Genomic DNA, 24670 nt, shown 5'->3' with positions numbered 1-24670 from the left:
GGTTACTCCGCTGTCGGCAGGAACGCGCGGTTGACAGCGTCTTCAGGTTTCAGAGATGCAGGGTCCAGATCCTGCGCCGCTGCAACGCGGGTCCATGTCGCCGCCAACCTGTCGGCATCGATTGTGCCGAGCGGGAATTTTTCAGTGACATCGTTGAAGGCAAGCTTGGACGCATCCAGCCAGGATCCCTTGACGTCTTCCGCCGAAAGCTCCGGCACCTGTGCAGAAACTGCCGCGGCTGCCTTGTCCGGGTTTTCATAGGCAAATTCGAGGGACTTCTTGAAGGCCGCAACGAAGCGCTTGGCGACGTCCGGGCGCTCCTCAAGGAACGTGTCACCCGCAACTAGCGATGCGGAATAAAGCTCAAGACCTGCGTCAGCCCAGGGCAGCACGACCAGTTCCTTGCCGGCCTCCGCCGCCTGGCCGGAATAGCGCGAGACGTCGGTCAGCCAGGCGATGATCGCGTCCGACTGGCCGGTCATCAGCAGCGGGCCCAACGCGCCGGGGTCGGATTTGGTCAGGGTGATATCTTCTTCCGACAGTCCGTTGTCGGCCAGAACCAGCGGCAGGAACACGTTGGAAGAGGTGAAAGGCGAGGTCGCGATCTTCTTGCCTTTGACATCCTTGATCGAGGCGATGCCGCTGTCCTTGGTGGTGTAGAAGGCGTGCGGTCCCATGTTGAAGATGGTCATGACCGCGGTCACCGGCACGCCTTCGGTCGCCTTGGCTGCCATCAGGGCGCCCATGCCCGCGGAACCGATGTCCGATGCCCCCGTGGCGATCTTGGTGATGGCCTCGGAAGACCCGCGCCCCGGTTCGATCTTGATTTCGAGACCGGCTTCTTCGCAGAAGCCTTCCTGAATGCAGACATAGATCGGCGCCTTGTCACCGCCGGGCAACCAGTCGAGCTGATAGGTCACGAGATCGGCCGCAGCCGCCGGAAACGACCCAACCATTGCCGCCATGGCAACAACCAACGACTTACCGTCAAACATGCGCATCGGCACACCCTTTCGCTGTACTTTCTCTGGAAGGTTTTCGAGTGGCGGGAGCGTTTTGTTGTCTTCGGCCGGCATTCTCATCTCCTGGTCTTGGATGCGGGCGCGTTCGTGCCGGGCATCGTCGATCAACTGAAAGATGAGCAATGTCGGAACCGTTGGGCTCCACCGCTTCTACTCGACCTCTACGGGAAACCGGTGCGCGATTTTTGTCAAGAAAGCCTCAAGATGAAACCGCGAGAATAGTGATCAAGAGGCCAATATTTCAGCAGTTGCCTTTTAAATCGCCAGTCTTTTGATCTGTTTCTGTTCAACGTGACTGACTGTTTGCAAAGTCTTGCGGGGTGAGCGTGTTCATGCTCCCTTCAGGGGGAAGAAATCAAAGGAGCCTTGCGTGACCGATACTCATGACGACAAAGATATCGCGCTGTTGCGCCGGGCATTCGAAATCGCGCGGCAGGCGCGGGAAACGGGCGATCATCCATTTGGCTGCCTGCTGGCAGGCCCGGACGGAGAGGTTCTGATGGAGCAGGGTAACGGTTATTCCGCTGAAGGGCAGGACATGACCGCACACGCTGAAAGGCTGCTGGCGACACGGGCAAGCAAGCGCTGGCGCCCGGATTTTCTGGAAAGCTGCACCATGTACACGTCGGCAGAGCCGTGCGCCATGTGCTCCGGCGCTGTCTACTGGGCGGGCATTGGTCGGGTCGTCTTTGGCCAGACCGAAAAGTCCCTGAAGGAACAGACGGGCGATCACGAGGAAAATCCGACACTCGATCTGCCCTGCAGGACGGTGTTTGCGGCGGGGCAACGCAAGGTGGAGGTTGTCGGTCCGCTTCTGGAAGAGGAAGCGGCCGGCCTGCAGGCGGATTTCTGGGTAGGGAAATAGTCACCGCTTGTTGCGGTCTTGATGCTGAACCTTCGCAGGCCAGTCAGTCTTTTTCCGCAGCCTTTGAACCGGAACGCAGTGGCGCGCGGCTGAGGTCGTTGACCGCCTCTGTTGCCTTTTGCAAGAGACGCATGAAATCGTCAGCCTCTTGGCGGTCGAGCCCGCTGAGCATCACCTGTTGCGCCTTTTCCACCGCAGGGCCAAGCCGCGACAGCGCATCGGTTCCGGCGTCCGTCATGTGAAGCACCTTCGCGCGCCTGTCCTTTTCGCTCACGGCGCGTGACAGGAAGCCCTTCTGCACCAGCCGGTCGACAACGCCGGCTATCGTGGTCCGGTCATAGGCAATCAGGCCTGCCAGCGTTATCTGGTCGATGCCCGGGTTTTCCGCCACCCGGACCAGCGCTGCGAATTGCACCGGCGTCATGTCGAATCCGACGGCATCCACTTCCGTATGAAACACTGCCACTGCGATCTGCTGCAAACGGCGGATCAGGTGTCCGGGCATCTGTTCAAGGTTTCGCATCGCCGCCTCCAGGGAGCTCAAAAAAGGAAGTATGCTGATTATATTTGACAGCATGCTGATAATCAGTATGCTCTCTAATTAATCCGTTGTCGATGTTTGTTTGGACATCGCGGCGGAATTGTCAAACGTGAAAGACCCGCAATGCGGCAAGGAAGTCCGGGCTTGAACACCGGCAGCTTTCGCGTGGCCCCATCATGCTGGCACCGGCCTTTCCCAGACGGAAGGCCGGTTGCCAAACTGCCGGAATGTGGCGGAGGAGACGGTTTCATGCAATTTCATCTCGACGGCTTCAAGACCGGTGATCCGGTCATTCATGAACCTATTTCCGACGCCACTGCCCTGGCGAACACAGACAGCCTGCCGGAAGAAGTCGATGTCCTCATTGTCGGTTGCGGTCCCGCGGGCCTGACGCTTGCCGCTCAACTTGCGGCTTTCCCGGACATCCGAACCCGTATCGTGGAGCAGAAAGCCGGCCCCCTGCAGCTTGGCCAGGCGGATGGTGTCGCCTGCCGGACAATGGAAATGTTCGAGGCGTTCGGCTTTGCCGAGCGACTGGAAAAGGAAGCTTACTGGGTCAACGAGACCACTTTCTGGAAACCGGACCCGGCGTCTCCGGACACGATCGCCCGCAGCGGCAGGGTTCAGGATGTCGAGGACGGTTTGTCCGAGTTTCCGCATGTCATTTTGAACCAGGCGCGCGTTCACGACTTTTATCTCGAGATCATGCGCAATTCGCCAAACAGGTTGGAGCCCAACTACTTCCGCCGGCTGGTCGATCTGGATATGGCGGTTGAAGCAGGGCAGGAGTGGCCGGTTACGGTTCAGCTGGAACGCATGGACCCCGGACACGAAAGTGAAACGGAAACGGTACGCGCAAGATACGTGGTCGGTTGCGACGGCGCCCGCAGTTCCGTGCGCAGGGCGCTGGGCCGCGAGTTGAAGGGCGATAGTGCCAATCAGGCCTGGGGCGTGATGGACGTTCTTGCCGTGACGGACTTCCCGGATATCCGCTTCAAGGCGTTGGTGCAGTCGGCCAGCGAAGGCAGCATCCTGATCATTCCGCGTGAAGGCGGATATCTGGTCCGCATCTATGTCGAACTCGACAAGCTGCGGCCGGACGAGCGGGTCGCGAACCGGAACATTACGGTCGATCATCTGATCGCCGCAGCCGGACGCATCCTTCATCCCTACTCTCTCGACGTGAAGGAAGTCGCCTGGTGGTCGGTCTACGAAATCGGTCAGCGGCTTTGCGACAAGTTCGATGATGTTCCGGCAGAAGGTGCTCCGGGCCGCTTGCCTCACGTTTTTATTGCGGGCGATGCCTGCCACACGCACAGTCCGAAGGCAGGGCAGGGCATGAACGTCTCCATGCAGGACACGTTCAATCTTGGCTGGAAACTCGCCCACGTACTGAAGGGACTGAGCGAACCGGAGCTGCTTGCCAGCTATTCGGCCGAACGCCAGGCGATTGCGCAGAACCTGATCGATTTCGACCGGGAATGGGCAAAGCTTGTCAGCGCGCCGGTGAGATCGGAAAGCAATCCCGATGGCGTCGAACCGGCTGAAGTTCAGAAATACTTTTTGCAGCATGGCCGTTATACCGCCGGCACGGCCTCGCGCTATCTCCCGTCCCTGTTGACGGGGGACGGCGCGCATCAGCAATTGGCGGAAGGTTTCCAGATCGGCATGCGGTTTCATTCCGCCCCTGTCGTTCGTCTTGCCGACGCCAAGCCGGTACAGCTGGGCCATGTCGTAAAGGCGGACGGTCGCTGGCGGATCTTCGCCTTTGCCGATAAAGGCGACCCGGCGGCGGAAACGTCGGCTATCCGTCGTCTTTGCAACTTTCTGCAAGACGATCAGAGCTCACCGGTTTTGCGTCATACGGCGGCAGGTGAGGATATAGATTCGGTTATCGATCTTCGCGCAGTCTTCCAGCAAAACCATCGCGATCTGACCCTTGAGCGCATGCCGTCACTGCTGCTGCCGGCAAAAGGCCGCTACGGGTTGAGGGACTATGAAAAGATGTTCTGCCCGGATCTCAAAAGCGGCAACGACATTTTCGAAATGCGTGGCATTGACCGGGATAAAGGCTGTTTGGTCATCGTCCGGCCGGATCAATACGTCGCCGAGGTATTGCCGCTGGATGCCCATGAAGCATTGTCGGGCTATTTCCAGGGCATTCTGAAAGAGCGGCGCTAAGTCTGCGTTTCCCAGCATAGGCGCAACGCGCCAGGCCGGTTTGACGTCATCCGTGTGGAACCTGGTATCAACGTGCGCCGATACGCCAGGCGACGGCCATGGACTTGAGCGCGGCGAGAACGGCGAAATAGGGCATGATGACCAGAGGCTCGGCAAACGAGCCCAGTGCGAAGGCCATCACGAGATAGAACAGGGAAACGATTGTCGCAAAGAGGCTGGCTGAAACAGCCTTGAACCCGCCGCCGCGGGCCTGGACGAACACGACCACCACCCAGACAATGGCAATTGCGAAGGCAATGCCGACGAATATGCTGACGATCAGATTGTCTTCCAGGAAATTACGCAGATCATACCAGTCGAACATGCTCTTCCTCCAGGTGATGGCATGACCGGAAGCTAATGCACGGTGGAGCTGGCCGCATTCCCCATTTGGGGCGTAAGTTGGAGGGCGCGTTGCCTACACTAACCCCCTCGCAACGCAGAAACAAAAAGCCCGGCATTGCTGCCGGGCTTTTCGCTTTCAACTCTCGTGAGAGAGACGAAAATCTTAGTCTTCGGACTGCTGCTTCAGAGCTGCACCGAGGATGTCACCGAGGGACGCACCGCTGTCGGAAGAGCCGTACTGAGCGACAGCTTCCTTCTCTTCTGCGATCTCGAGAGCCTTGATCGACACGGTGACCCGACGGGTCTTCTTGTCGAACTGGGTGATGCGGGCATCGAACTTGTCGCCAACGGAGTAACGCTCCGGACGCTGTTCCTCGCGATCGCGGGACAGGTCGGCGCGACGGATGAAGGCAGTCAGGTCGCTGTCTGCGATCTTGACGTCCAGGCCGCCGTCTTTGATTTCGATGACTTCACAGGTCACGACGGAATTCTTGCGCAGTTCGCCAGCTGCACCCGATTCCATCGGATCGCCGGAAAGCTGCTTGATGCCGAGGGAGATACGCTCCTTGTCGACGTCAACATCCAGAACGACGGCCTTGACCATGTCGCCCTTCTTGAACTCTTCGATAACCTGCTCGCCCGGGCGGTTCCAGTCGAGGTCGGAGAGGTGAACCATGCCGTCCACGTCGCCGTCGAGGCCGATGAACAGGCCGAATTCGGTCTTGTTCTTGACTTCGCCTTCGACTTCGGTGCCGATCGGGAACTGCTCGGCAAATGCATCCCACGGGTTCTGCAGGGTCTGCTTGAGGCCCAGGGAGATGCGGCGCTTGACCGGGTCGACTTCCAGGATCATCACTTCGACTTCCTGAGAAGTGGAAACGATCTTGCCCGGATGGACGTTCTTCTTGGTCCAGGACATTTCGGAAACGTGGATCAGGCCTTCGATGCCCGGCTCCAGTTCCACGAATGCGCCGTAGTCGGTGATGTTGGTCACGCGGCCAGTGAACTTGGCTTCGATCGGGTACTTGGCTTCGATGCCATCCCACGGATCGGTTTCAAGCTGCTTCATGCCGAGGCTGATGCGATGCGTGTCCTGGTTGACGCGGATGATCTGCACCTTGACGGTCTGGCCGATGGTGAGAACTTCCGACGGATGGTTGATGCGGCGCCACGCGATGTCGGTGACGTGCAGCAGGCCATCGATACCGCCGAGGTCGACGAACGCACCGTAATCGGTGATGTTCTTGACCACACCTTCCACGGTATGACCCTCTTCCAGGCTCTGGACCAGTTCCGAACGCTGTTCTGCGCGGGTTTCTTCCAGAACGACACGGCGAGACACGACGATGTTGCCGCGGCGCTTGTCCATCTTCAGGATCTGGAACGGCTGCGGGGTGTGCATCAGCGGGGTCACGTCGCGAACCGGACGGATATCGACCTGCGAACGCGGCAGGAAGGCAACTGCGCCATCCAGATCGACGGTGAAACCACCCTTGACCTGGTTGAAGATCTGGCCGTTGACCTTTTCGTTTGCTTCGAAAGCAACTTCCAGGCGGACCCAGCTTTCTTCGCGGCGAGCTTTTTCGCGCGACAGAACAGCTTCGCCAAGAGCGTTTTCAACGCGCTCCAGGTAAACCTCGACTTCGTCGCCGACCTTCATTTCGCCGTCACGGCCTTTTGCGCCGAATTCCTTCAGCGGCACGCGGCCTTCGACCTTCAGACCGACGTCGATGACTGCCAGGTCTTTTTCGATCGCGACGACGGTGCCCTTTACGACGGCACCTTCATACAGGTCGTTCTGAACGAAGGACTCTTCGAGAAGAGCGGAGAAATCCTCCATGGAGGGATTGTAATCAGACATATATGCTCCTGGCGCCTTCAGGCGCGCCGCCGGCGGGTTGGTGTTGCACTCCGGATCTGTCCTTCTCCCGGGATCGCGGTTTCCGCTGATCCTGCCGCTATCGAAAGCGGGCCGGCGGGGCGAGAGGCGGAAAATCCGGTCTCGTCACAGGTCGCCGGAAAAGGCGCCCTGCCGAAATTCTCTGGTCGTTCCGTAAAGAACTGATGGCCTGAGGCCACATGCGTTCCGGATGCACAAACAGGGGCGCACCGGTGGTGAACCCCTTGTCCTTATCAGGCACCCCTGGCGCGGGAGATGATATCCACAGCCGCCTGGAACGCGGTCTCTATATCCATTTCTGTCGTATCAAGCAAGACCGCATCGTCCGCCTGGCGCATCGGAGCTACGGTTCGCTTGGAATCGCGCTCGTCCCGGCGCTTGAGATCCTCCAGAACGGCGGCATATTGCGCGTCCTGGCCCTTGGAGACCATCTCGTCGGTTCGGCGCTTTGCGCGAGCCTCGGGAGAGGCGGTCACGAACAGCTTCACTGTTGCATCGGGGCACACCACCGTGCCGATGTCGCGCCCGTCGAGAACGGCGCCGGGAGGTGTCTGGGCGAAACGCCGCTGCAGTTTTACCAACTCGTCGCGAAGGCCGCCGAGAACTGCGATGCGTGATGCCGCTTCGCCGATCTCGTGAGCCGACAGGACGGACTTGTCCATCTGGGCCAGATCGAGATTATGCGCAATCTCGATGGCAACACCTTCGTCGCCAAGCGGCAGGCCATTGGCCAGAAGCGCGGCTGCAACCGCGCGGTAGGTCAGCCCGGTGTCCAGGTGGCGCAGTCCGAAATGATCTGCCAGCCGGCGGGAGAGGGTCCCCTTGCCGGAAGCCGCCGGTCCGTCGATTGCGATGATCATGCGGCCTCGCTGGTGTTTGCGGAAATCTTAGCGCCAAGGCCGTCGAAGAGACCGGTGAAGGTCGGAAAGCTGGTCGCGATCACAGCGCCGTCGTCAACCGTCACCGGCTTGTGGGCAGCCATGCCCAGCACCAGGAAGGACATGGCGATGCGGTGGTCGAGATGGGTCACCACCGTGCCGCCGCCGATTGCATCGGCACCACCGGTCACGGTCAGCGTGTCCTCGGTTTCAACGCAAGGGATGCCGTTGGCTTCCAGCCCGCGGGCAACAGCGGCCAGGCGGTCGGATTCCTTCACGCGCAGCTCCTCGAGCCCCGGCATGAACGTATCGCCTTCGGCAAATGCGGCAGCAATGGCCAGCACCGGATATTCGTCGATCATCGACGGCGCCCGGTCGGCCGGAACAGTGATGCCCTTCAGCTTGCTGGCCTTTACATGCAGATCGCCCACTTCCTCGCCGCCCGTCTCGCGGCGATTGACGATCGAGATGTCGCCACCCATTTCGATCAGGGTGGTGATGAGACCGGTGCGGTGCTCGTTCAGGAGAACGTTTTCGATGACGACGTCCGAACCCGGCACGATCAATGCCGCCACCAGGGGGAAGCCCGCCGAGGAAGGATCGCCAGGCACATCAATGTCCTGCGGCTTCAGTTCAGGCTGGCCCTGCAGCTTGATCACGCGCTCGCCGGCCTCGTTCACGGATACGGAAATGTCGGCGCCGAAACCTTTCAGCATCTTTTCCGTGTGGTCGCGTGTCGGGATCGGTTCGATGACGGTGGTTTCGCCGGCGGCATTGAGGCCGGCCAGCAGAACGGCCGATTTGACCTGCGCCGAAGGCATGGGCACCCGATAGGTGATCGGCAGTGCCTGCTCCGGGCCGCGGATGGATGCCGGCAGACGGTCGCCGTCGCGGGCAATCACGTTGGTACCCATGTCGCGCAGCGGATTGAGCACACGGCCCATCGGTCGTTTGGAAAGGGAAGCGTCGCCGACAAATGTAGCGGCGATGTTGTGGCTTCCGAAGATGCCCATCGTCAGGCGCACGCCGGTGCCGGCATTGCCGAAGTCGATGACATGCTCCGGCTCAAGCAGGCTGCCGAGGCCGATCCCGTCGACGGTATAGCTGCCGTCCTCGAGCTTGGTGATGGTTGCGCCGACAGCACGCATGGCGTCAGCCGTGGCCAGCACGTCTTCCGATTCAAGCAGTCCCTTCACGGTGGTGCGGCCGACGGCAAGCGCGCCAAACATCAGGGATCTGTGGGAGATGGACTTGTCGCCGGGCACGCGGATCGTGCCGGTCAAGGGGCTGCCCAGGCTGGAAGTCAGAGGCTTGGGCGCAGAATCGTGTGACATTTTCAATGTCCGCAAATTGGATCGGTTGTCAAAAGGTGACACGTCCTATCATGTGGATGCGCCTGCGTCATCCGTTCAGACCACCCTAATCCGAACTTCGCAAAATTTCCCGGCATTGGCAGAACGACAAGCAGATTCAAACGTGTGCCGGTCTGCAGGGCGTGTGGGTAACGCGGTCAGGTGCTTGAAATTTGAGTCACAACGTGCAGAACAATAATCCGAAGAATGTTTTTCGATTGATTTGCCTTTGACACCGGAACGGCTTGAGGCTATGGGGCGGCCCACGAATTCAAGTCGATTGCATAACGAAGAAGGGTGAGCACAGTGGCAAAACCTGAACTTGGCACAAAGCGGCTCTGCCCGAGCTGCGGCGCCAAATACTACGATCTCAACCGGAACCCGGTCACCTGCCCGAAATGCGGCACGGTGTTCGAGGCGGTCATGACCTCCCGTGCCGCGAAGGCTGCGAAGGTTGAAGAGACGCCGGAAGACGATGAAGAAGAAGACGATGTCGCAGCTCCGGAAATCGTGACCTTGGAAGAGGCCGATGCGGAAGCGGAAGGCGGCGACGACGATGTGCCGGATCTGGAAGATACGGACGTCGATCTCGACGACGACGAAAATAGTGACGACGACGACGACGTCTTTATCGACGATGAGGATGAAGACGAAGAATCCGTCCCGGGCATCCGCGTCGAAATCGACGAAGATACGGATCGCTAAGCTATTGTCCGGACAGGCTTTTCAGTCTGTCCGGGCTTTTCCACAAGCGGCAGAAAAGATCCTGATATTTTCTGCTTGATCTTGTGTGGAGGTGTGACTATAACCCGCCTCCATCGACGCCGGCACCCAAACCGGCTCTCATATGGAACATGGGGCCATAGCTCAGTTGGGAGAGCGCTACAATGGCATTGTAGAGGTCAGGGGTTCGATTCCCCTTGGCTCCACCATTCCAGTCTTTCTTCGAAAAATTTGCATTTTGAGCCGACCAGGCAGTAGGCCGTGTGGGGTTTGTCATTGCCGCGAGCGATCGCCGATTGACTGTTCTGCTGCCACCGGGAATCTGTTCCCGAACCCTTGCATCGCATCCCAGCGGTCGTTGGCACGGACACCTTCCACATATCCAGATCCATTGTCAGATTCGCCGATTAACGGCATTGAAACAATTCACCGCTAGTGTTTCCCGGCATGAGATAAGGTCGTTTCGGTCAGCCAGTTCGACGGAAACGGCTTCTTTGTTTTCAGGATGTGAACAGGTTTTTCCGATGCCGGCCGAGCGCAATTTCAGCATATGGATCGACCGTCTTTCCAGCGGTTGCTGACGGTGGTTTCATGAAGGACGCCGGGAGCGCATCTACTGTCGTGGAACGCGACGGAAACCAAAAGTCAGGGTCGTCTTCCTTGAACCGTTACAATGCGATCGCAAAGCGCTTCTCGGGATTTGCCCTGATCTCCGGCATAGGCTGGTGCCTGGATTTCCTGACCATGGCAACGCTCACGCAAAGTGGCCTGCCCGTGTTCTGGGCAAACTTCATCGGTGCCTTCTGCGGCGTGACCTTCGTTTTCTTCGTTGCCGGCAAGCACATCTTCGAGAAGGCGGGCAACAGGTCGACGACAGTGCTCCTGGCGCTCTACTGGATCTGGCAGCTTGTCGCGGTAACCGCCGCCTCGGCTCTGACGGCCGGGTTGAGCTGGGCTTTGATGTCGTTGCTGGTCACAGTTGACGGCACTGCCTTCGTTGCCGGTTTGGGACTGAAGCCAGTGACCTTGTGCGGGGTCACGGCCAAGATGCTGGTCACGCCTTTCACCCTTGTCGCGAATTTCTTTTTCATGCGGTTTCTGCTCGAACACCGCAAGTCAGATTGAGGTGGCCTTCATGACCGGCCGGGTTCTCGTTTTCATTCCCTGCTACAATTGCGAAGCGCAGATCCCGCGTGTGCTGAAGCAACTGGAGGCACCGGAGGTTCGGGCTGTCGTTGATGGTGTCCTGTGTGTCGACAACCGGTCGACGGATGGCACGCGCGAGGCGGCACAGGCGGGGTTGGCGAAACTCGGATATGCCGAAACGGCCCTGCTGCACAACGACGACAATTACGGTCTCGGCGGTTCGCACAAGGTCGCGATCAATTTCGCGATGGTGAACGGCTACGACTATCTTGTGGTGCTGCATGGTGACGATCAGGGCGCGATTGCCGATCTGGTGCCGCATATCGCGGCCGGCGGTCACAAGGATCTCGATTTCCTGATGGGCGCGCGCTTCATGAAAGGCTCCAAGCTGGAGGGTTATTCCTTGCTGCGCACGGCGGCCAACCACACCTTCAACCTGATCTTTTCGGCAATCAGCGGCCAGCGTCTCTTCGACCTCGGCTCCGGACTGAACCTGTTCAAGGTAGAGGCCTTCAAGTCCGGCTTTCACCTGAAATACGCCGACGACCTGACGTTCAACTATTACCTGATCCTGGGTGTTGTCCGGAACCGGTTCCGGCTGGGGTTCTTTCCGCTCACCTGGCGTGAAGACGACCAGATATCCAATGCCAAGCTGAGCAAGATGGGCTTTCAGCTTCTGCGCATTGTCAGCTTCCGTCTGTTCAAACCGGCCGCTTTCTTTGCGACCGATCACCGGCAGACACCGCGCGCCGCCTATCCCTCGACACGGATTGCCTGAGGTGAGGTCTGTGCGGACATCCTCACGCTTGCGGCAGGCCAGGTTGCCGGCCGGCCTTGCCCTGCATTACGCGGTCCTGTTCCTGCCGTTCGGTCTCGCGATCTGGTGGCTGGCCGAGCAGGGGCTGGGTGAGCTTGCGGGCAAGCCGTGGCAGGCGCTCTTTGTTGCAGGCGGCATCTATCTCGGCTCGCATTGTGTGCGAGCTGTTCGTCTTGCGATCATGGCCTCGCGGCTGCTCGGCATTTCCGGGCGCTCCAGCGCGCTGCTGCATCTGGTGACCAGCCCGGGTGCCCTCGTCATTCCGTTCAAGCTTGGCGAGATCCTGAGGCTGCACCAGCTCTGGTATCTGGGCAAAAGCTTTCCCGGCGCGCTGATTATCATCCTTCTGGAGCGGTTCTTCGACGGATTGATGATCCTCGTCCTACTCGTCGTCGTTTATGCCTACCACGGTCCGCTGGCCACCGGGCCGATGGTCCTTTTGGCCGTCACCAGCCTTGCAGTGCTGGCGGGCCTTGTCGTCTTCGTGCTTGGCCCCGGCATCCTGCGGGCCGTGCAACATTATGTGGTTCTGAACCACCGGAACCCGAATTCCCTGCGGCACCTGGGTCAGCTGGACGGATTGCGTCAGATCACGACACGTGGGGCCGATCTTTTCCGCGTACAGGGACCGGTGCTGCTGGTCATGTCCATGGTCATCTGGGGCCTGGAAGCCCTGGCGGCGACTGTGCTGGCATACACCTCCGCCAATTTTGTCGAAACCAGCGGGATCGTGCTTCTGGCCGAGCGGGTGTTCGAGGGGCCGGTTGCCAGTTTCCAGGGCGCCATCGGCGCCTGGAGCAGCCTGTGTCTTCTGTCCCTTGCGCTGGTCTGGCCGCTCGCCATGTGGATCTACCTTCCGCGAGTGCGCAACGAACCGCTACGTGCCCAGAACAGGACCGGTGCCTTATGACGAAAGCACTTTCCGTAATCCTAGACGACCGGGATCCGCCGGCAGAAAGCGTGCGGGCCGCGCTTGGCGAAGTCCGGTTCTCCGACATCATGCGCCGCCGCCAGACACTGGCTAAAGAACTGACGGCCATGTCCCTGGAGGCCGGTGCGGAAACGGTGGAACACCTGATGTCGCCTGAAAGCGGTGTCGAGCTTGCAGACCGCATCCGCGACCGGGGCGACGCCGCAATCTATCTGCGCGTGCCGCTCTGTCTGCCGCCGCTCGATCCGGAAGGCTTTTCGGTGCTGGTGCGCAAGGCCGGATACGCCTTGAAGACCATGCTCGCCAGCCCGGTCATCGACGATGAGGCCGTCGCCGTTCTTTTCCATGCCGAAGCTGCGTCGCTTCTATGCGCGGAAACGCCTGAGGCCCGCCGTCTCCTGCTGCTGTCGTTGCGCGATCGTACAGAGATCATCACGGACCACGCCCGCTTCATCGATATCCGCGAGCCGCGCAACCTGATGCTGTTTCTGTCCGGTGCGACGGAACTGCGTCATTTCAATTCCGCCCGTTCGGAAGACAACGTCTTTCACAAGCAGTCCACCGACATTGCAAAAATGCGTGCCGAGCACGGCTTCTTCCATGCAGCACCGCCTGAACTGCAACGTTTCCTGCTGCCCACGTTCGGGTTCTGGGAAGACGGCAAGAAGGCCGGCTACCAAATGGAGCATCTGGCGATCCCGGACGCGGCGTTGCAATGGGTGCATCACTCGTTCACGGAAGGTGATTTCAAGGTCCTGCTCGATCAGATCTTCAACTATCTGAACGCAAGAACGCCGGGAAAGAAAGATCGGGCGCGGGCCGAAACCCAGATCGTGGAAAAACTGGACAAGCGGCTTGCGGGGTTCCTGGAGACGGAGCGTGGCAGACAAACCAACCAGATTCTGGAAAAAGCCGGCCCGCGCGGTGGTTTGCCCGACATGCTGGAGCAGGCGCGCCCCTTCATTCGTAAGGCGGTCGGCACGACGGATCAGCTGGTGTTTTCCCACGGCGATCCGTGCTTTTCCAACGTCCTGTTCGACAGGCGGATCGGGCTGATGCGGTTGATCGATCCGCGCGGAGCGTTGGCCGCGGATGATGCGATGATGCATCCGCTTTATGATGTCGCCAAGATCAGTCACTCCATTCTGGGCTGCTATGACTACGTCAACAACGGCCTGTTCCGCGTCTATCTGAACAAGGAACTGCGGTTGGAACTCGACTGGACGATCGCGCCCCCCGCGGATTGGGCCGAGCGGCATTTCTGCGACAGGCTGGAGGCGGAAGGCCTCGACATCGCCCATGTGCGTGCGGTCGAACTGTCACTGTTCCTGTCGATGCTGCCGCTTCACACCGACCACCCCGACAAACTCGTCGGCTTTGCGCTGATCGCGGCCTCGATCCTCGATCAGCTTGAACGCGGACAGAAACGGCAGAGAAAGGCCAGCTGATGAGCGGCGTAGTAGCGATTACGATGGCCGGGATGGGCAGCCGTTTCACCAAGGCGGGCTACGACCGTCCGAAGTATGAAATCGAGGCGCTCGGCCGGCCCCTGTTCGACTGGTCCATGCTCTCGATGGAGGCCTACCGCGAGGCGGGCTGGTCGTTCTGCTTTGCCGTGCGCAGCGGATTGAACGCACCCGATTTCCTGACAGCCCGCTGCAAGGCGCTCGGCATTAAGGTTGACGGCATCGTCGAGCTTGACGAACTCACCGACGGCCAGGCGACAACAGCTCTGGAACTTGTTGCCACGGCTTCGGAAAACCAGCCACTCGCCATCTTCAACATCGACACCTACGTGGCACCGGGTGCGATGAAGCCGGCAGACCCGGCGGTTTGTGCCGGGCATGTGCCGTGTTTTCCCGGACCGGGTAACGGCTGGTCCTTCGCACGCACCGATGCGGATGGACGTGTGGTGGAGCTTCGCGAAAAGGAGCGCATTTCCGATCATGCGACCGTCGGCCTCTACTGGTTCGACAGCGTCGCCCGCTACCGGGACGTCTATGCCCGCTTCTTCCGCAACAGCGGCGAGGAGAAGGGCGAGCGCTACATCGCGCCGATGTACAACCAGATCATCGCGGACGGGGCGGCTGTCTCGATCAGCCAACTGGCGTTCGAGGATGTCGGAATGCTCGGTACGCCGGAGCAACTGGAGGCGTTCATCGCCTCTCCGCCACCTTCCGCAGCAAAGTGGACGATTGCCAAATGATTGCCCTTTCGACTTATGCCTTTGCCATCTTGCTGTTTCCGGTGCTTGTCGCAGTCTGGTATTTGCGAAAGGACTATGCCTCCGGCTTTATCGGCTTGCTTGGCCTGTTGGCCGCCGGTGTGCTGATTGCCGTCAGCGCGACGCTGCCGCACCTGTTCTTTGATCACGAGCGTTACCTGCACGACCTTTGGACCGCCTTCGATACGGCAAACAAATCTGCCTATGGTCAGGCCTCCAGCGTCGATTATTTCAGTCCGATCGGACCGGTCTATGACTGGGTTTTCCGGATCGCTGTCGAGCTGCGCCCGCAGGATGCGACGTCTGTTCCCCTGGCAAGTGCCATATTCGGGCTTGGAACCTTCGTTCTGGCGGTTCTCACTCTGACGCGACAGGTGAGTTTCGGGACGCTTGGCCTCGTTCTGCTGGTCGCGGTCGCGACAGTCGTGACACCGCGCGAACCGGACATGATCTTTGCCCAGACCAGCATGAGCTGGCTTGCCCCCTATAACCGTTGGGCGGCGGCCCTTGCAGCTGTCGTAACCGTGGCCTTTTGCTGTCCTCCGGGACGCAGGGGTGTGCCGGAGGCTTTTCTGCTGGGCTTTTCGATTGCCGTCGTCTTTCTGATCAAGGTCACATTCGGCGCCGCCCTCGTGGGCTTGCTGGTCGCGGCAACGGTGTTCCGGAACGTCTCGATCAAGCATGCTGTTGTGGTCTTGCTCGGCCTTGCGGCGTCGCTTGCGGCCGCAGAGCTGGTGACGGGCCAGGTCAGCGCGAACCTTGCGGACATCAAGACCGTCTCCGGATTTGCCAAGGAAACCTGGCGCATCATCAAGCTGATTACCCAGCTTGGGGAGGCTGCGGTCTGGGCCATCGGCAGCGCTGTGCTTTATCTCCTGCTGTGCGAAAACAGTGCTGAACCCAAACGCTTCACACCTGTCGTCCTGATCCTGGTCGCCGCTGCCATGGCCTGCGTCATTCTCATGCAGAACCATTGGCTGTCGGAAAGCCCGGTCTATGCCATGCTTCCGATCATCGCCGCACAGTGGGCCGGACTTTTCCGCAAGGGGGAAACAGCGGCGGTCTCCGTCGAAAGACAGTCGAAGGCCCTGACGCTGAAGATCCTGTCGGTCCTCACCATTGCGATCGCTCTCATCTATCCGGCCCGTGATGGCGGTGCCATGGTCGCGCAATTCCTGCAAAGCCGGCAGTATCCGGCAGACGAACGGCTGGCCAATACCGGGCAGGCAGGCTTCGTGCTGCATCCGCGCTGGCTCGAGCAGCCTGATGAGGAAGTAACCGTCGACTACAACAGGATGCTGGATGGTTTCAGCCTGCTGCAGGAAGTCGGGGCTGCAGATCCGGATGCCGGGCCGGTACTGGCACTCAACTTCGCCAATCCGTTTCCGGCCCTTCTCAACAAGCCTTCACCCGCCAGGGTGCCGATCTGGTTCCACAATGGCAGAACCTTTTCCAAAGAGATCCACCAGCCGGAAGAAGAGTTCTTCTCCGATGCGGAATTCGTGATCCTGGGTCATGGCGACCCGTCAGGAGAAGCGCTTTGGGAAATCTACCGGCCGTATGTGCAGGAGCACTACGAAGAAGCTGCCAGCAGCCCTTCCTGGACCGTCTACCGAAAGAAAGGTCAGGACGGTCAGAACCTGTAACACCGATAAATCAGCCGGCTAAAAGATAGACAGGCTTCGCGGTCAGCCGGCTGCGAAGCCTGTGTTGACGTCAGTTTTTCGGTGCGTTGTCGAGCAGGGTGTCGATCTCCGATTTTGACATGCGGACGAACTCGTCCGGCCGGATGGCGCGGTCGTCTACATAAAATCCTTCATGTCCGCACCAGGGCTTGCCGACGAAGATCTCGTCGTAGGGAATGTCGTGCTTTTGCAGCCACTCGATGATGATCGGCACCGTGTGTGCCGTGATCTTGCCGACATTGTTTTCATGAGTCCGCATGTTGCGTGCGGTCTGGATCACGATCTCGAAGCCCTGTTCCTTGTACTCCCGCAGCTTCTCGATGAGGGGCAGGTTCGGTGAGACGTTCCTGTAGTCGGACGTGTCTGCCAGGGTCAGAGTTCCGTCCAAATCGATAACAAGGCGCTTTATGGGTTCAACTCCCCGCTGGTCCGGCTTCTCAGAAGCCGGAACGTCATGAAAATTGTTGTTCGGGGTGTTGCTATAGCCAAAAATCATCAAGGCCGAGTAAAGCGCCCCTCCGTCTGTCGTCTCGCCGTCGTGATCGGCTTTTATGATCAAGATGAAGCCAGGGTCGTCGCATTGTCCGGCACCTGAAATTCGCAACGCTGTCACATGCCCGTAATACCCGCCCGCTAGAACCCGCTTTGCACACGTGTGCAAAACATGTTTATTTTTTCCACATGGCACTTCCGGGAGGGAGGTGTCGTAACACAGACAGCAGGCGAAATACGATGAGCATTCTCGTTTCCAAACTGCGCCAGTCCACAGCGGCTGCCGTCCTGGCTCTCACCACCGCGGCTTTTGCCGGAGACGCCCTGGCAAAAGACCTCACCATCACCGTCTGGGCAGGCGGTTCCAACGACAGCGACGTCTACCGTCTCGATGCCATCTCGATGGCAGCTGACATCCTGTCCCGCGAATATGCGATTGCTGGTGAAGACCTGAACATCACTGTCGAAAAGAAGCGTGACTTTGCCGGTTGGGAGGAATTCAAGCAGGCCGTGACCCTGGCCGCTGAAGCCGGCAGCGCCCCGAATATTGTTGTGACCAGCCACCTGGATATCGCTCCCTGGAGCCAGTCCGGCCTGATCGTTCCTGTCGAGGATTACGTCGACATGGACACCTGGCCGATCAACAACATCTACGAAAACCTGCTCGATATCACGACCTACAACGGCGTCGTCTACGGTCTGCCGCAGGATGCCGAAAGCCGTCCGTTCTTCTTCTGGCGCGAAACCATGAAGAAGATCGGTTACACGGATGAAGAGATCGACGCGCTTCCGGCCAAGGTCGAAGCCGGCGAATATACGCTCCAGAACGTACTGGAAGACGCCAAGAAAGCCGTCGACATGGAAATCGTCGAAGAAGGCTACGGCTTTTATCCGCGCGTTTCCAACGGGCCGGATTATGCCCAGTTCTACCAGTCCTTCGGCGGCGAACTGATGGACAGCGAAACCGGTAAACTGATCCTCGACAAACAGGCGATGACCGATTTCTACCAGTTCTTTGTGGACGCAGTCGAAGCGAAAGTGACCCGCAAGAACCACATCGGCACCGAGTGGGACCAGTGGTATGCGGAAGTGGCAGCCGGCAAGGCGGCCCTGTGGCACGGCGGCACCTGGCACTATGCGCGCTATACCGGTAAGGAAGGCCTGGACGATTTCTTCGGCAACATCCAGTTCTCGCTCATTCCGGCAGGCAATGAAAACGGCCAGGCCAACACCATCACCCATCCGCTGGCCTATCTGCTCACCAAGCAGGATGACGAAGACGATATCGAGATCGCCGCACAGCTGATCAAGATCGCGTCCGAACCGCGCATCAACACGCTGCACGCGATCAAGTCTGCACACCTGGGCATCGCCCGCGAGCAGTCCAACATCGAGCTTTACGCCAACGACCGTTGGGCGGCCGAAGCGACCCGTCGCCTGCTGCCGCACGCCAATGCACAGCCGAACAACCCGAATTACGGCAAGTTCTCGGAGATCATGTTCAAGGGTCTGGAAACAGCCTGGACCGGCACGAAGTCTCCGGCTGACGCAGTTGCCGAAGTGGAAGCGGAAATGACGACCGTGCTCGGCGACGACCTGATCGTCCGCTAAGCCATCCATCCTCCATCTGCCTTGCCGGGCGGTCCGCCGCCCGGCTCACATTTCAAGGGGACAAGATGCGACGCGCGCACCTGCTCGGGCTGGGGTTCATGGCCCCTGCGCTCTTCATCATTGTGTTTCTGTTTCTGGCGCCGGTGGCGCTGACAATGATGTTTTCCTTCACCAGCATGAGTTCCGGTACCGGCATTTCCTCCGGCGGTGCCTATGAGGTTACGGAACGCACGATCCGGATGCTCAAGGACCAGGGCTTTCCGGAAGCCACGGCAGATCGTCTGGCCGAGGACACCTACAAGATCGACGCGGCCGGTATCGCAGCCGTTGAAGCCGAATACGGCAAGGCTTTCGCGCAGGAGATCGAAGCCAGTTTGTCCGGCAAGAGTTTTGCCGGCCGGCGTGACCTGGAGCGCGAACTGAAGCGCCTGAAGGAACGCCCGCGCTCGACACGCGACCTGAAGAAAGCCGCCGATCTCTTCAAGCGCTCGATCCTCAACACGCGCTTTGAAACGGAAGAAGCCTTCTTGACGGGCATTGGCGAGCTGGGGCTCGGCCTTCCGGAAAGCGAAACCGACCAGCTTGCCAGGACCGCCTACACCGGCTGGGTCTGGACGACGGAAAACTACAGCCTGATCGCCTCGCTGCCGTCTTCGCTCCGGGCGGCCGGCAACACGCTGATCTACGTATCGCTGACGCTGTCCTTCAACATCGGATTCGGTCTCTTCCTGGCTGTGACGACCTTCTATCTGCCAGCCGCGGCCGCAACCACATTCCGGACGATCTGGTTCCTGCCGCGCATCCTGCCGCCCGTCATCTACGTGATGATGTGGAAGTGGATGGCCTGGGACACCGGTTTCCTGTCCAGCTTTCTGGCCAATTTCGGCGTACCGCCGCGAAACTGGATGCTGCATTCGGACATCAATGCCTGGGTGGTTGTCATCCTCATCAACGGTTTCGTCGGGGCGTCGCTCGGCATGATCCTGTTTTCCAGCGCCATCAAGGCGATCCCCGAAACCATGCTGCATGCAAGCGAGGTGGATGGCGCCAATCGCCTCCAGCAGATCCGCTACATCATCCTGCCGCAGCTCAGATGGCCGATCCTGTTCACCACCGCCTATCAGACGCTCTCGTTGCTGACGTCCTTCGACTACATCTACCTGTCGACGGACGGCGGACCGGGCAAGGCAACCGAAGTGTGGGCGCTCTACACCTTCCACACCGCGCTGAACAACTATGGCGGTGTTCTGCAATACGGTCTCGGGGCTGCGCTGGCGATGGTCCTGGTGGTCATCGGCATTGCCGCATCGCTGATCTATCTGCGCCTCTTCAATTTCAACGAACTCGTGGCCAAGCCGCGTATCGAGCAATAGGGGAGAGACGGACATGAGACCCAACTTCCGCGTCTGGCCTGTCCTGGTGCTGCTCAGCATCCTGTCGCTGCCACTGGTGCTAATGTATTTCTACCTGGTGGTGGACACGTTCACCGACACCACGGCAGGTTCACTCCTGCCGGACAGCTTCACCCTCGAACACTGGAAATTCCTGTTCGAAACGCCTGAAACCGGACGGGCAAGCATCTGGCCGGTCACGGCCAACACCTTCCTGTTTGCCGGTTCCACCAGCCTGATCGTGGTGATGGTGTCGCTGACGGCAGGCTACGCTCTGTCCCGATTGAACATGCCGTTCCGCAAGTTCTTCCTTGGCGGCGTCCTGACCCTGCACGCCTTCCCGACAGTGACCCTGATCATCGCCATCTTCCTGATGCTGCAGATGAGCGGCCTCTACAACACGCTGATCGGCGTGATCCTGGTGAAGACGGCTCTGGAGCTGCCGCTCGGCATCTGGATCATGAAGGGCTTTTACGACACCGTGCCATGGGAAATCGAAATGGCGGGCATCACCGACGGCGCCAGCCGCTTCACCGTGTGGTGGAAACTGGTTCTGCCTCAGGTGCAGCCCGGCATCGCTGCTCTGGCGCTGTTCTCCTTCCTGGAAGCCTGGAAGGAATTCATCCTGCCGCAGGTTCTGGCCCCCAGTGGTGCGTCGCAGGTGCTGGCGACCTATCTCCAGAACATCATCGCGGACGACCGCAAGCCGGACTTCAACCTCTTCAAGTCCATCGGGCTGTTCTACGCCCTTCCGGTCATTTTCATCTACGTGGTTTTCAACCGCAAACTCATGAACATCTACGGCGGAGGCACGAAAGGCTGATGCGTATCGCACTTGAAAACTTCACCAAGAAATTTGGTGAGACCACCGTCATCGACAACATGTCCCTGACGATCGACAGCGGCGAGATGCTGGCCCTGCTCGGGCCTTCCGGCTGCGGCAAATCCACGACGCTGTTTGCCGTGTGCGGCATTCACCGCATGGACGGTGGCCGTCTTCTGTTTGGCGAACGGGACGTCACGACCGTTCCCTCGCAGCAACGCAACGTCGGCGTCGTATTCCAGAACTATGCGCTCTATCCGCACATGACCGTCCACGAGAATATCGCGTTTCCGCTGAAGGTGCGCCGGGAGAACAAGGCCGATATTGACCGCAAGGTCCAGGAGATCGCCAGTCTCGTCCAGATCGGAGAGTTGATGGCGCGCCGCCCCGTGCAGCTGTCCGGTGGACAGCAGCAGCGCGTGGCCCTGGCACGGGCACTGGTCCGTGAGCCCGACATTCTGTTGCTCGACGAGCCTCTGGCGAACCTCGATGCGAAACTGCGTCTGGAAATGCGCTCGGAGATCCGGCGCATTCAGCAGGAAACCGGCATTACCGCGGTGCTTGTCACACACGATCAGGTCGAAGCCATGTCCATGTGCGACCGGATCGCGATCATGAAGAAGGGCGAGATCGTTCAACTGTCCAGCCCCTCGGAAATGTATGACAACCCCTCGTCGGACTTCGTCGCAGGCTTCCTCGGCAATCCGCCGATCGCGTTTCTGGACGGGGCCACGGAAGATGGTGGTTTCCGCCTGGCAAACTCGAAGGTCAAACTGCCGATCCCGTCCGGCATTGCAGCCCCCGGTCACGGCGCACCGATGCGTCTCGGCATTCGTCCGGAGTTCTTTCAGCCGGACCACCCGCTGAAGGTGACCGGAAAGGTCAGCTTCGTCGAGATCCAGGGCCGGGAAGAGCTTTACGACGTCACCCTGGAAAACGGTGCCGTGCTGCGGTCGATCCAGCCGCATGGCGGCAATTACAAGCTGGGTGACGAGGTCACCTGGGGCATTGCGGAAGACCGCATTCTTGCCTTTGGTCCGGACGGCGGCAGGCTCTGATGGAAACGGCATTGCAAGCTTTCAAGCCGGGCCGCGCCTGGCTCGGCGAACCGAGATCCGTTCCGCTTTCCATCGCCCACCGTGGTGCCAGCGCCTATGCCTTCGACAACACCTTGCGGGCATATGAAATCGCCCATGAGCTTGGGGCGGACATGTGGGAAGTTGATGTTCGGCTGACCGTGGACAGGATCCCGGTTGCCTTTCACGATGAAGACCTCAAGGCAATCTGCGGACTTGACCTCAAGGTTGCCGACGTGACCGCCGCCCGGCTGCAGGCTCTGACCGCCGAGTCTGGCCGTGAAGCTCCCCTGTTCTCGCAGATTGCCGGGCTTGCAGCCCGTCTTGGCGCGGGCATCTATCTGGATGCCAAGGAAGGCGAGGCGGCATCGCTGGCCATCGCGGAGCTTCTGGACCACCGGATCGAGCGGGTGATCGTTGGTGCAAACACGCCTGACTATGCATCCGAACTGATCTCTGGCGGCTGTCCCTATCCCGTGTCCATCCTGGTCGGGGTGGGCACGGATCCTTTTCCGATTGCCGATCAGTGCGGCGCCGAAATCGTCCATCCCTGCTGGGAGCGCGCGGGGCAACGGCCGGACCGTTTGCTGGATGAAGCGTTCTTTGCAAGGGCAAGAGAGCGCGGACTGCCGGTCGTGACCTGGCATGAAGAGCGTGTCGATGTGGTCGAAGCTCTGGTGAAGATGCCGATCCTCGGTATCTGTTCAGATCAGCCGGAAATGGTCGCAAGGTTCGCCCGCTCGGCTGTCACAAGCCCGGAAATCGTCTGCCATCGGGGAGCCTGCAAGGTGGCTCCGGAAAACACGCTGGCTTCAGCAAAGGCTGCCTGGGCAGCAGGTTTCGACTATGTCGAGATCGATGTCCAGGAAACGGCGGACGGGCAGCTTGTTGTCCATCATGACGCCACGCTGGACCGAACCACCAGTGGCAGTGGAGCAATCACGGAAAAGACGGGTGCGGAGTTGGCATTGCTGGATGCCGGCCGCAAGTTCGATCCGTTTTTCGAAGGAGAAAGCATCCCGCCCCTGTGTGCGGTTCTGGAAACGGCACTGCGAATGGGTGGCAAGCTCTATGTCGAGCTGAAACAGGCGGATCCGCATCAAACAGTGTCCAAGGTACTGCGAATGATGGCGGCCGAAGACGTGTTCTTCTGGGCCCACGATGTCGGGAGACTGCGAGCCATTCACGATGCCTTTCCGCAAGCGAAACTGATGGTGCGGGCGGAGGATTTCGAGTCCCTCGACACGTGCCTCTCCACCTTCCGTTCCGGGATTGTCGAATTCAATGCGACGAATGCCGGTCCGGCAGCCTTTGAGGCGGTGAGGGCGGCCGGGCGCAAGGCGATGATCGCCTACATGGGCAACGACCCTTCCGAGATCAAACGCCTGCTAGCCTTGAAGCCGGATCTCTTCAACGTGAATGAGCCCTTTCTCGTCGCCCGGATGCTCGGTAAAAGCATATAAACGGAAGAAACATGCCTGACGCTCCTGGTCACAAGAAAACAGTCAATTCCTTCGACGTCGCACGCCTGGCGGGCGTGTCACGGTCGGCTGTTTCCAGAACCTTCACCGACGGTGCCAGCGTCTCCAAGGAAACCCGGGACAAGGTGATCGCAGCCGCGCGTCAACTCGGTTATCGGGTCAACGTGCTGGCCCGCTCGCTGCACAAGCAGAAGTCCGACCTGGTGGGCGTCGTCGCGGCCGATCTCGACAATCCGTTCCGCTCGGAGCAGATAGACCTTCTGTCCAAGGGGCTGCTGGAATGCGGGTTCAGGCCGATCCTGCTGCGGGGAGAAAAATCGACGGATGTTGCCGACCTGATCGGGTCCCTGCTGCAATACAGTGTCGCCGGGGTCATCGTCACGTCCGATACCCCGCCGGAAGAGATCTGCATCGAATGTCTTGAAAACGGTGTGCCTCTGGTGGTGGTCAACAAGCGTGACCCGGGAGCACCGGTCGACCGGGTCGTGACCGCCTTCGAGGACGGTGGCCGGAAAGCGTATGAACACCTGATCGCAAGCGGATGCCGAAAGCTGGCGGTCGTCACGCCGGAACGCTCGTCCTTCTCCATCAACGGCCGCGCGCTCGCATTCGAACAGGCGGCCAATGACGGTGGTGTTCCGGTGATACGGATCGCCTGGGGCGCGCAGACCTATGACGGCGGACTGGCGGCCGCGGAATTCGTTCACCGGGTGCGCAGCGAGGTCGACGGCGTCTTTTGTACAGCTGACTACCTGGCGCTGGGGGTACTTGACGGCCTGCGCCACATCCACGGGCTGCGCGTGCCGCAGGACATTCAGGTGGTCGGCTACGACGACATTCCCCAAGCCGCGTGGAAGGCTTACGACCTGACCACCTTCTCCCAGAGCCGTCATGACCTGTGTGAAGCGACGCTCGATCTGCTGATGCAACGTCTGGAAAACCCTGACCTGCCGCAGCAGGTCAGGGTATGCGATGTACATCTTGTTCAGCGGGCAACCTCCCGGGGGCCAGCTGGCGATTGAGCGAGGTGCTTGTTCAGGGGTACCAATCGAACTGCTGCTGCCCAACAGCATGTTGGATTAGCAGCGCCGGTCAGCTGTTGGGCGCCATATCCGGCCTTTCTCCGAAGGGCTGTCCCGTGCCAAGC

The 24670-nt window shown here is 59.8% G+C and carries 22 protein-coding genes and 1 tRNA gene; 16 read left to right on the top strand and 7 right to left on the bottom strand.

Features of this window, described 5'->3' with window-relative positions; translation table 11 throughout:
• Positions 1-2: 2 nt before the first annotated feature.
• Positions 3-965, bottom strand: a complete 963-nt coding sequence (locus tag HEP89_RS05460; RefSeq protein WP_286201029.1) for an ABC transporter substrate-binding protein — start codon at positions 963-965, stop codon at positions 3-5.
• Positions 966-1392: 427 nt separating this feature from the next.
• Here HEP89_RS05460 and HEP89_RS05455 point away from each other — a divergent pair, with 427 nt between their 5' ends.
• Positions 1393-1887, top strand: a complete 495-nt coding sequence (locus tag HEP89_RS05455; RefSeq protein ID WP_168691500.1) for a nucleoside deaminase — start codon at positions 1393-1395, stop codon at positions 1885-1887.
• A 43-nt stretch (positions 1888-1930) separates the two neighbouring features.
• Here HEP89_RS05455 and HEP89_RS05450 read toward each other — a convergent pair whose 3' ends face one another.
• Positions 1931-2410: a MarR family transcriptional regulator gene (locus HEP89_RS05450; RefSeq protein ID WP_023014439.1), complete on the bottom strand. Its 480-nt coding sequence runs from the start codon at positions 2408-2410 to the stop codon at positions 1931-1933.
• Between the two features lie 267 nt (positions 2411-2677).
• On the opposite strand from HEP89_RS05450, the gene HEP89_RS05445 reads away from it, so the two are divergent.
• The gene (locus HEP89_RS05445; protein ID WP_168691499.1) at positions 2678-4609 is read left to right on the top strand and encodes an FAD-binding monooxygenase; all 1932 of its coding nucleotides are present in this window, start codon (positions 2678-2680) and stop codon (positions 4607-4609) included.
• A 67-nt stretch (positions 4610-4676) separates the two neighbouring features.
• Here the strand turns inward: HEP89_RS05445 and HEP89_RS05440 are convergent, their stop codons facing one another.
• The 4 genes from HEP89_RS05440 to aroA form a co-directional block, all read right to left on the bottom strand.
• Positions 4677-4973 carry a hypothetical protein gene (locus HEP89_RS05440; RefSeq protein WP_168691498.1) on the bottom strand — a complete coding sequence of 99 codons (297 nt, stop codon included), beginning with the start codon at positions 4971-4973 and terminating at the stop codon, positions 4677-4679.
• Positions 4974-5156: 183 nt separating this feature from the next.
• Positions 5157-6854, bottom strand: a complete 1698-nt coding sequence (gene rpsA / locus HEP89_RS05435; protein WP_031268654.1) for a 30S ribosomal protein S1 — start codon at positions 6852-6854, stop codon at positions 5157-5159.
• 272 nt (positions 6855-7126) lie between these two features.
• Positions 7127-7753: a (d)CMP kinase gene (gene cmk / locus HEP89_RS05430; protein ID WP_022998949.1), complete on the bottom strand. Its 627-nt coding sequence runs from the start codon at positions 7751-7753 to the stop codon at positions 7127-7129.
• Entirely contained in the window at positions 7750-9105 is a 1356-nt protein-coding gene (gene aroA / locus HEP89_RS05425) for a 3-phosphoshikimate 1-carboxyvinyltransferase (RefSeq protein ID WP_022998948.1), read from the bottom strand. The genes cmk and aroA overlap by 4 nt, the downstream gene beginning before the upstream one ends.
• A 324-nt stretch (positions 9106-9429) precedes the next feature.
• Here aroA and HEP89_RS05420 point away from each other — a divergent pair, with 324 nt between their 5' ends.
• The 8 genes from HEP89_RS05420 to HEP89_RS05385 all read left to right on the top strand — a co-directional run bounded on the left by HEP89_RS05420 (position 9430) and on the right by HEP89_RS05385 (position 16610).
• A complete protein-coding gene (locus tag HEP89_RS05420) occupies positions 9430-9828 on the top strand; it encodes a TIGR02300 family protein (RefSeq protein WP_062490752.1) in 399 nt (132 codons plus the stop codon).
• Positions 9829-9979: 151 nt separating this feature from the next.
• Positions 9980-10055, top strand: a tRNA-Ala gene (locus HEP89_RS05415).
• A 382-nt stretch (positions 10056-10437) separates the two neighbouring features.
• Positions 10438-10971 carry a GtrA family protein gene (locus HEP89_RS05410; RefSeq protein WP_168691497.1) on the top strand — a complete coding sequence of 178 codons (534 nt, stop codon included), beginning with the start codon at positions 10438-10440 and terminating at the stop codon, positions 10969-10971.
• A gap of 10 nt (positions 10972-10981) precedes the next feature.
• Positions 10982-11770 carry a glycosyltransferase family 2 protein gene (locus HEP89_RS05405; protein WP_168691496.1) on the top strand — a complete coding sequence of 263 codons (789 nt, stop codon included), beginning with the start codon at positions 10982-10984 and terminating at the stop codon, positions 11768-11770.
• A gap of 10 nt (positions 11771-11780) precedes the next feature.
• On the top strand, positions 11781-12719 hold the full coding sequence (locus tag HEP89_RS05400) for a lysylphosphatidylglycerol synthase domain-containing protein (RefSeq protein WP_168686486.1): 939 nt from the start codon (positions 11781-11783) through the stop codon (positions 12717-12719).
• Positions 12716-14188 (top strand): hypothetical protein, encoded by a 1473-nt coding sequence (locus HEP89_RS05395; protein ID WP_168691495.1) that lies wholly within the window; start codon positions 12716-12718, stop codon positions 14186-14188. Before HEP89_RS05400 ends, HEP89_RS05395 begins: the two co-directional genes overlap by 4 nt.
• The gene (locus HEP89_RS05390) at positions 14188-14946 is read left to right on the top strand and encodes a glycosyltransferase family 2 protein (RefSeq protein WP_168691494.1); all 759 of its coding nucleotides are present in this window, start codon (positions 14188-14190) and stop codon (positions 14944-14946) included. The genes HEP89_RS05395 and HEP89_RS05390 overlap by 1 nt, the downstream gene beginning before the upstream one ends.
• A complete protein-coding gene (locus HEP89_RS05385; RefSeq protein ID WP_168691493.1) occupies positions 14943-16610 on the top strand; it encodes a hypothetical protein in 1668 nt (555 codons plus the stop codon). The genes HEP89_RS05390 and HEP89_RS05385 overlap by 4 nt, the downstream gene beginning before the upstream one ends.
• A gap of 70 nt (positions 16611-16680) precedes the next feature.
• On the opposite strand, the gene HEP89_RS05380 is transcribed toward HEP89_RS05385, so the two are convergent.
• Entirely contained in the window at positions 16681-17208 is a 528-nt protein-coding gene (locus tag HEP89_RS05380; RefSeq protein ID WP_286201022.1) for an HAD hydrolase family protein, read from the bottom strand.
• A gap of 173 nt (positions 17209-17381) precedes the next feature.
• On the opposite strand from HEP89_RS05380, the gene HEP89_RS05375 reads away from it, so the two are divergent.
• The 6 genes from HEP89_RS05375 to HEP89_RS05350 all read left to right on the top strand — a co-directional run bounded on the left by HEP89_RS05375 (position 17382) and on the right by HEP89_RS05350 (position 24545).
• Positions 17382-18752 carry an extracellular solute-binding protein gene (locus HEP89_RS05375; RefSeq protein ID WP_168691492.1) on the top strand — a complete coding sequence of 457 codons (1371 nt, stop codon included), beginning with the start codon at positions 17382-17384 and terminating at the stop codon, positions 18750-18752.
• 65 nt (positions 18753-18817) lie between these two features.
• Complete coding sequence (locus tag HEP89_RS05370; RefSeq protein ID WP_168686483.1) at positions 18818-20125, top strand: sugar ABC transporter permease; 1308 nt, start codon at positions 18818-18820, stop codon at positions 20123-20125.
• 13 nt (positions 20126-20138) lie between these two features.
• Positions 20139-20966 carry a carbohydrate ABC transporter permease gene (locus HEP89_RS05365; RefSeq protein ID WP_022998937.1) on the top strand — a complete coding sequence of 276 codons (828 nt, stop codon included), beginning with the start codon at positions 20139-20141 and terminating at the stop codon, positions 20964-20966.
• On the top strand, positions 20966-22024 hold the full coding sequence (locus HEP89_RS05360; RefSeq protein WP_055657263.1) for an ABC transporter ATP-binding protein: 1059 nt from the start codon (positions 20966-20968) through the stop codon (positions 22022-22024). The genes HEP89_RS05365 and HEP89_RS05360 overlap by 1 nt, the downstream gene beginning before the upstream one ends.
• Entirely contained in the window at positions 22024-23505 is a 1482-nt protein-coding gene (locus HEP89_RS05355) for a glycerophosphodiester phosphodiesterase family protein (RefSeq protein ID WP_168691491.1), read from the top strand. The genes HEP89_RS05360 and HEP89_RS05355 overlap by 1 nt, the downstream gene beginning before the upstream one ends.
• A gap of 11 nt (positions 23506-23516) precedes the next feature.
• Entirely contained in the window at positions 23517-24545 is a 1029-nt protein-coding gene (locus HEP89_RS05350) for a LacI family DNA-binding transcriptional regulator (protein WP_168691490.1), read from the top strand.
• Positions 24546-24670: the final 125 nt, after the last annotated feature.

Source organism: Labrenzia sp. 5N, from assembly GCF_012395805.1.
GTDB classification, from domain to species: domain Bacteria; phylum Pseudomonadota; class Alphaproteobacteria; order Rhizobiales; family Stappiaceae; genus Roseibium; species Roseibium algicola.
Note: the sequence above shows the minus strand (reverse complement) of the source record. Positions and strands in the feature narration are given on the sequence as shown.

Excerpts from the sequence above, each read along its gene's own strand:
- HEP89_RS05360 (WP_055657263.1), top strand. The coding sequence starts at position 20,966 with ATGCGTATCGCACTTGAAAACTTCACCAAGAAATTTGGTGAGACCACC.
- HEP89_RS05385 (WP_168691493.1), top strand. The coding sequence starts at position 14,943 with ATGATTGCCCTTTCGACTTATGCCTTTGCCATCTTGCTGTTTCCGGTG.
- HEP89_RS05355 (WP_168691491.1), top strand. The coding sequence starts at position 22,024 with ATGGAAACGGCATTGCAAGCTTTCAAGCCGGGCCGCGCCTGGCTCGGC.
- HEP89_RS05390 (WP_168691494.1), top strand. The coding sequence starts at position 14,188 with ATGAGCGGCGTAGTAGCGATTACGATGGCCGGGATGGGCAGCCGTTTC.
- HEP89_RS05395 (WP_168691495.1), top strand. The coding sequence starts at position 12,716 with ATGACGAAAGCACTTTCCGTAATCCTAGACGACCGGGATCCGCCGGCA.
- HEP89_RS05365 (WP_022998937.1), top strand. The coding sequence starts at position 20,139 with ATGAGACCCAACTTCCGCGTCTGGCCTGTCCTGGTGCTGCTCAGCATC.
- rpsA (WP_031268654.1), bottom strand. The coding sequence starts at position 6,854 with ATGTCTGATTACAATCCCTCCATGGAGGATTTCTCCGCTCTTCTCGAA.
- HEP89_RS05450 (WP_023014439.1), bottom strand. The coding sequence starts at position 2,410 with ATGCGAAACCTTGAACAGATGCCCGGACACCTGATCCGCCGTTTGCAG.
- aroA (WP_022998948.1), bottom strand. The coding sequence starts at position 9,105 with ATGTCACACGATTCTGCGCCCAAGCCTCTGACTTCCAGCCTGGGCAGC.
- HEP89_RS05370 (WP_168686483.1), top strand. The coding sequence starts at position 18,818 with ATGCGACGCGCGCACCTGCTCGGGCTGGGGTTCATGGCCCCTGCGCTC.
- HEP89_RS05350 (WP_168691490.1), top strand. The coding sequence starts at position 23,517 with ATGCCTGACGCTCCTGGTCACAAGAAAACAGTCAATTCCTTCGACGTC.
- HEP89_RS05410 (WP_168691497.1), top strand. The coding sequence starts at position 10,438 with ATGAAGGACGCCGGGAGCGCATCTACTGTCGTGGAACGCGACGGAAAC.
- HEP89_RS05445 (WP_168691499.1), top strand. The coding sequence starts at position 2,678 with ATGCAATTTCATCTCGACGGCTTCAAGACCGGTGATCCGGTCATTCAT.
- HEP89_RS05440 (WP_168691498.1), bottom strand. The coding sequence starts at position 4,973 with ATGTTCGACTGGTATGATCTGCGTAATTTCCTGGAAGACAATCTGATC.
- HEP89_RS05405 (WP_168691496.1), top strand. The coding sequence starts at position 10,982 with ATGACCGGCCGGGTTCTCGTTTTCATTCCCTGCTACAATTGCGAAGCG.
- HEP89_RS05375 (WP_168691492.1), top strand. The coding sequence starts at position 17,382 with ATGAGCATTCTCGTTTCCAAACTGCGCCAGTCCACAGCGGCTGCCGTC.
- cmk (WP_022998949.1), bottom strand. The coding sequence starts at position 7,753 with ATGATCATCGCAATCGACGGACCGGCGGCTTCCGGCAAGGGGACCCTC.
- HEP89_RS05460 (WP_286201029.1), bottom strand. The coding sequence starts at position 965 with ATGGCGGCAATGGTTGGGTCGTTTCCGGCGGCTGCGGCCGATCTCGTG.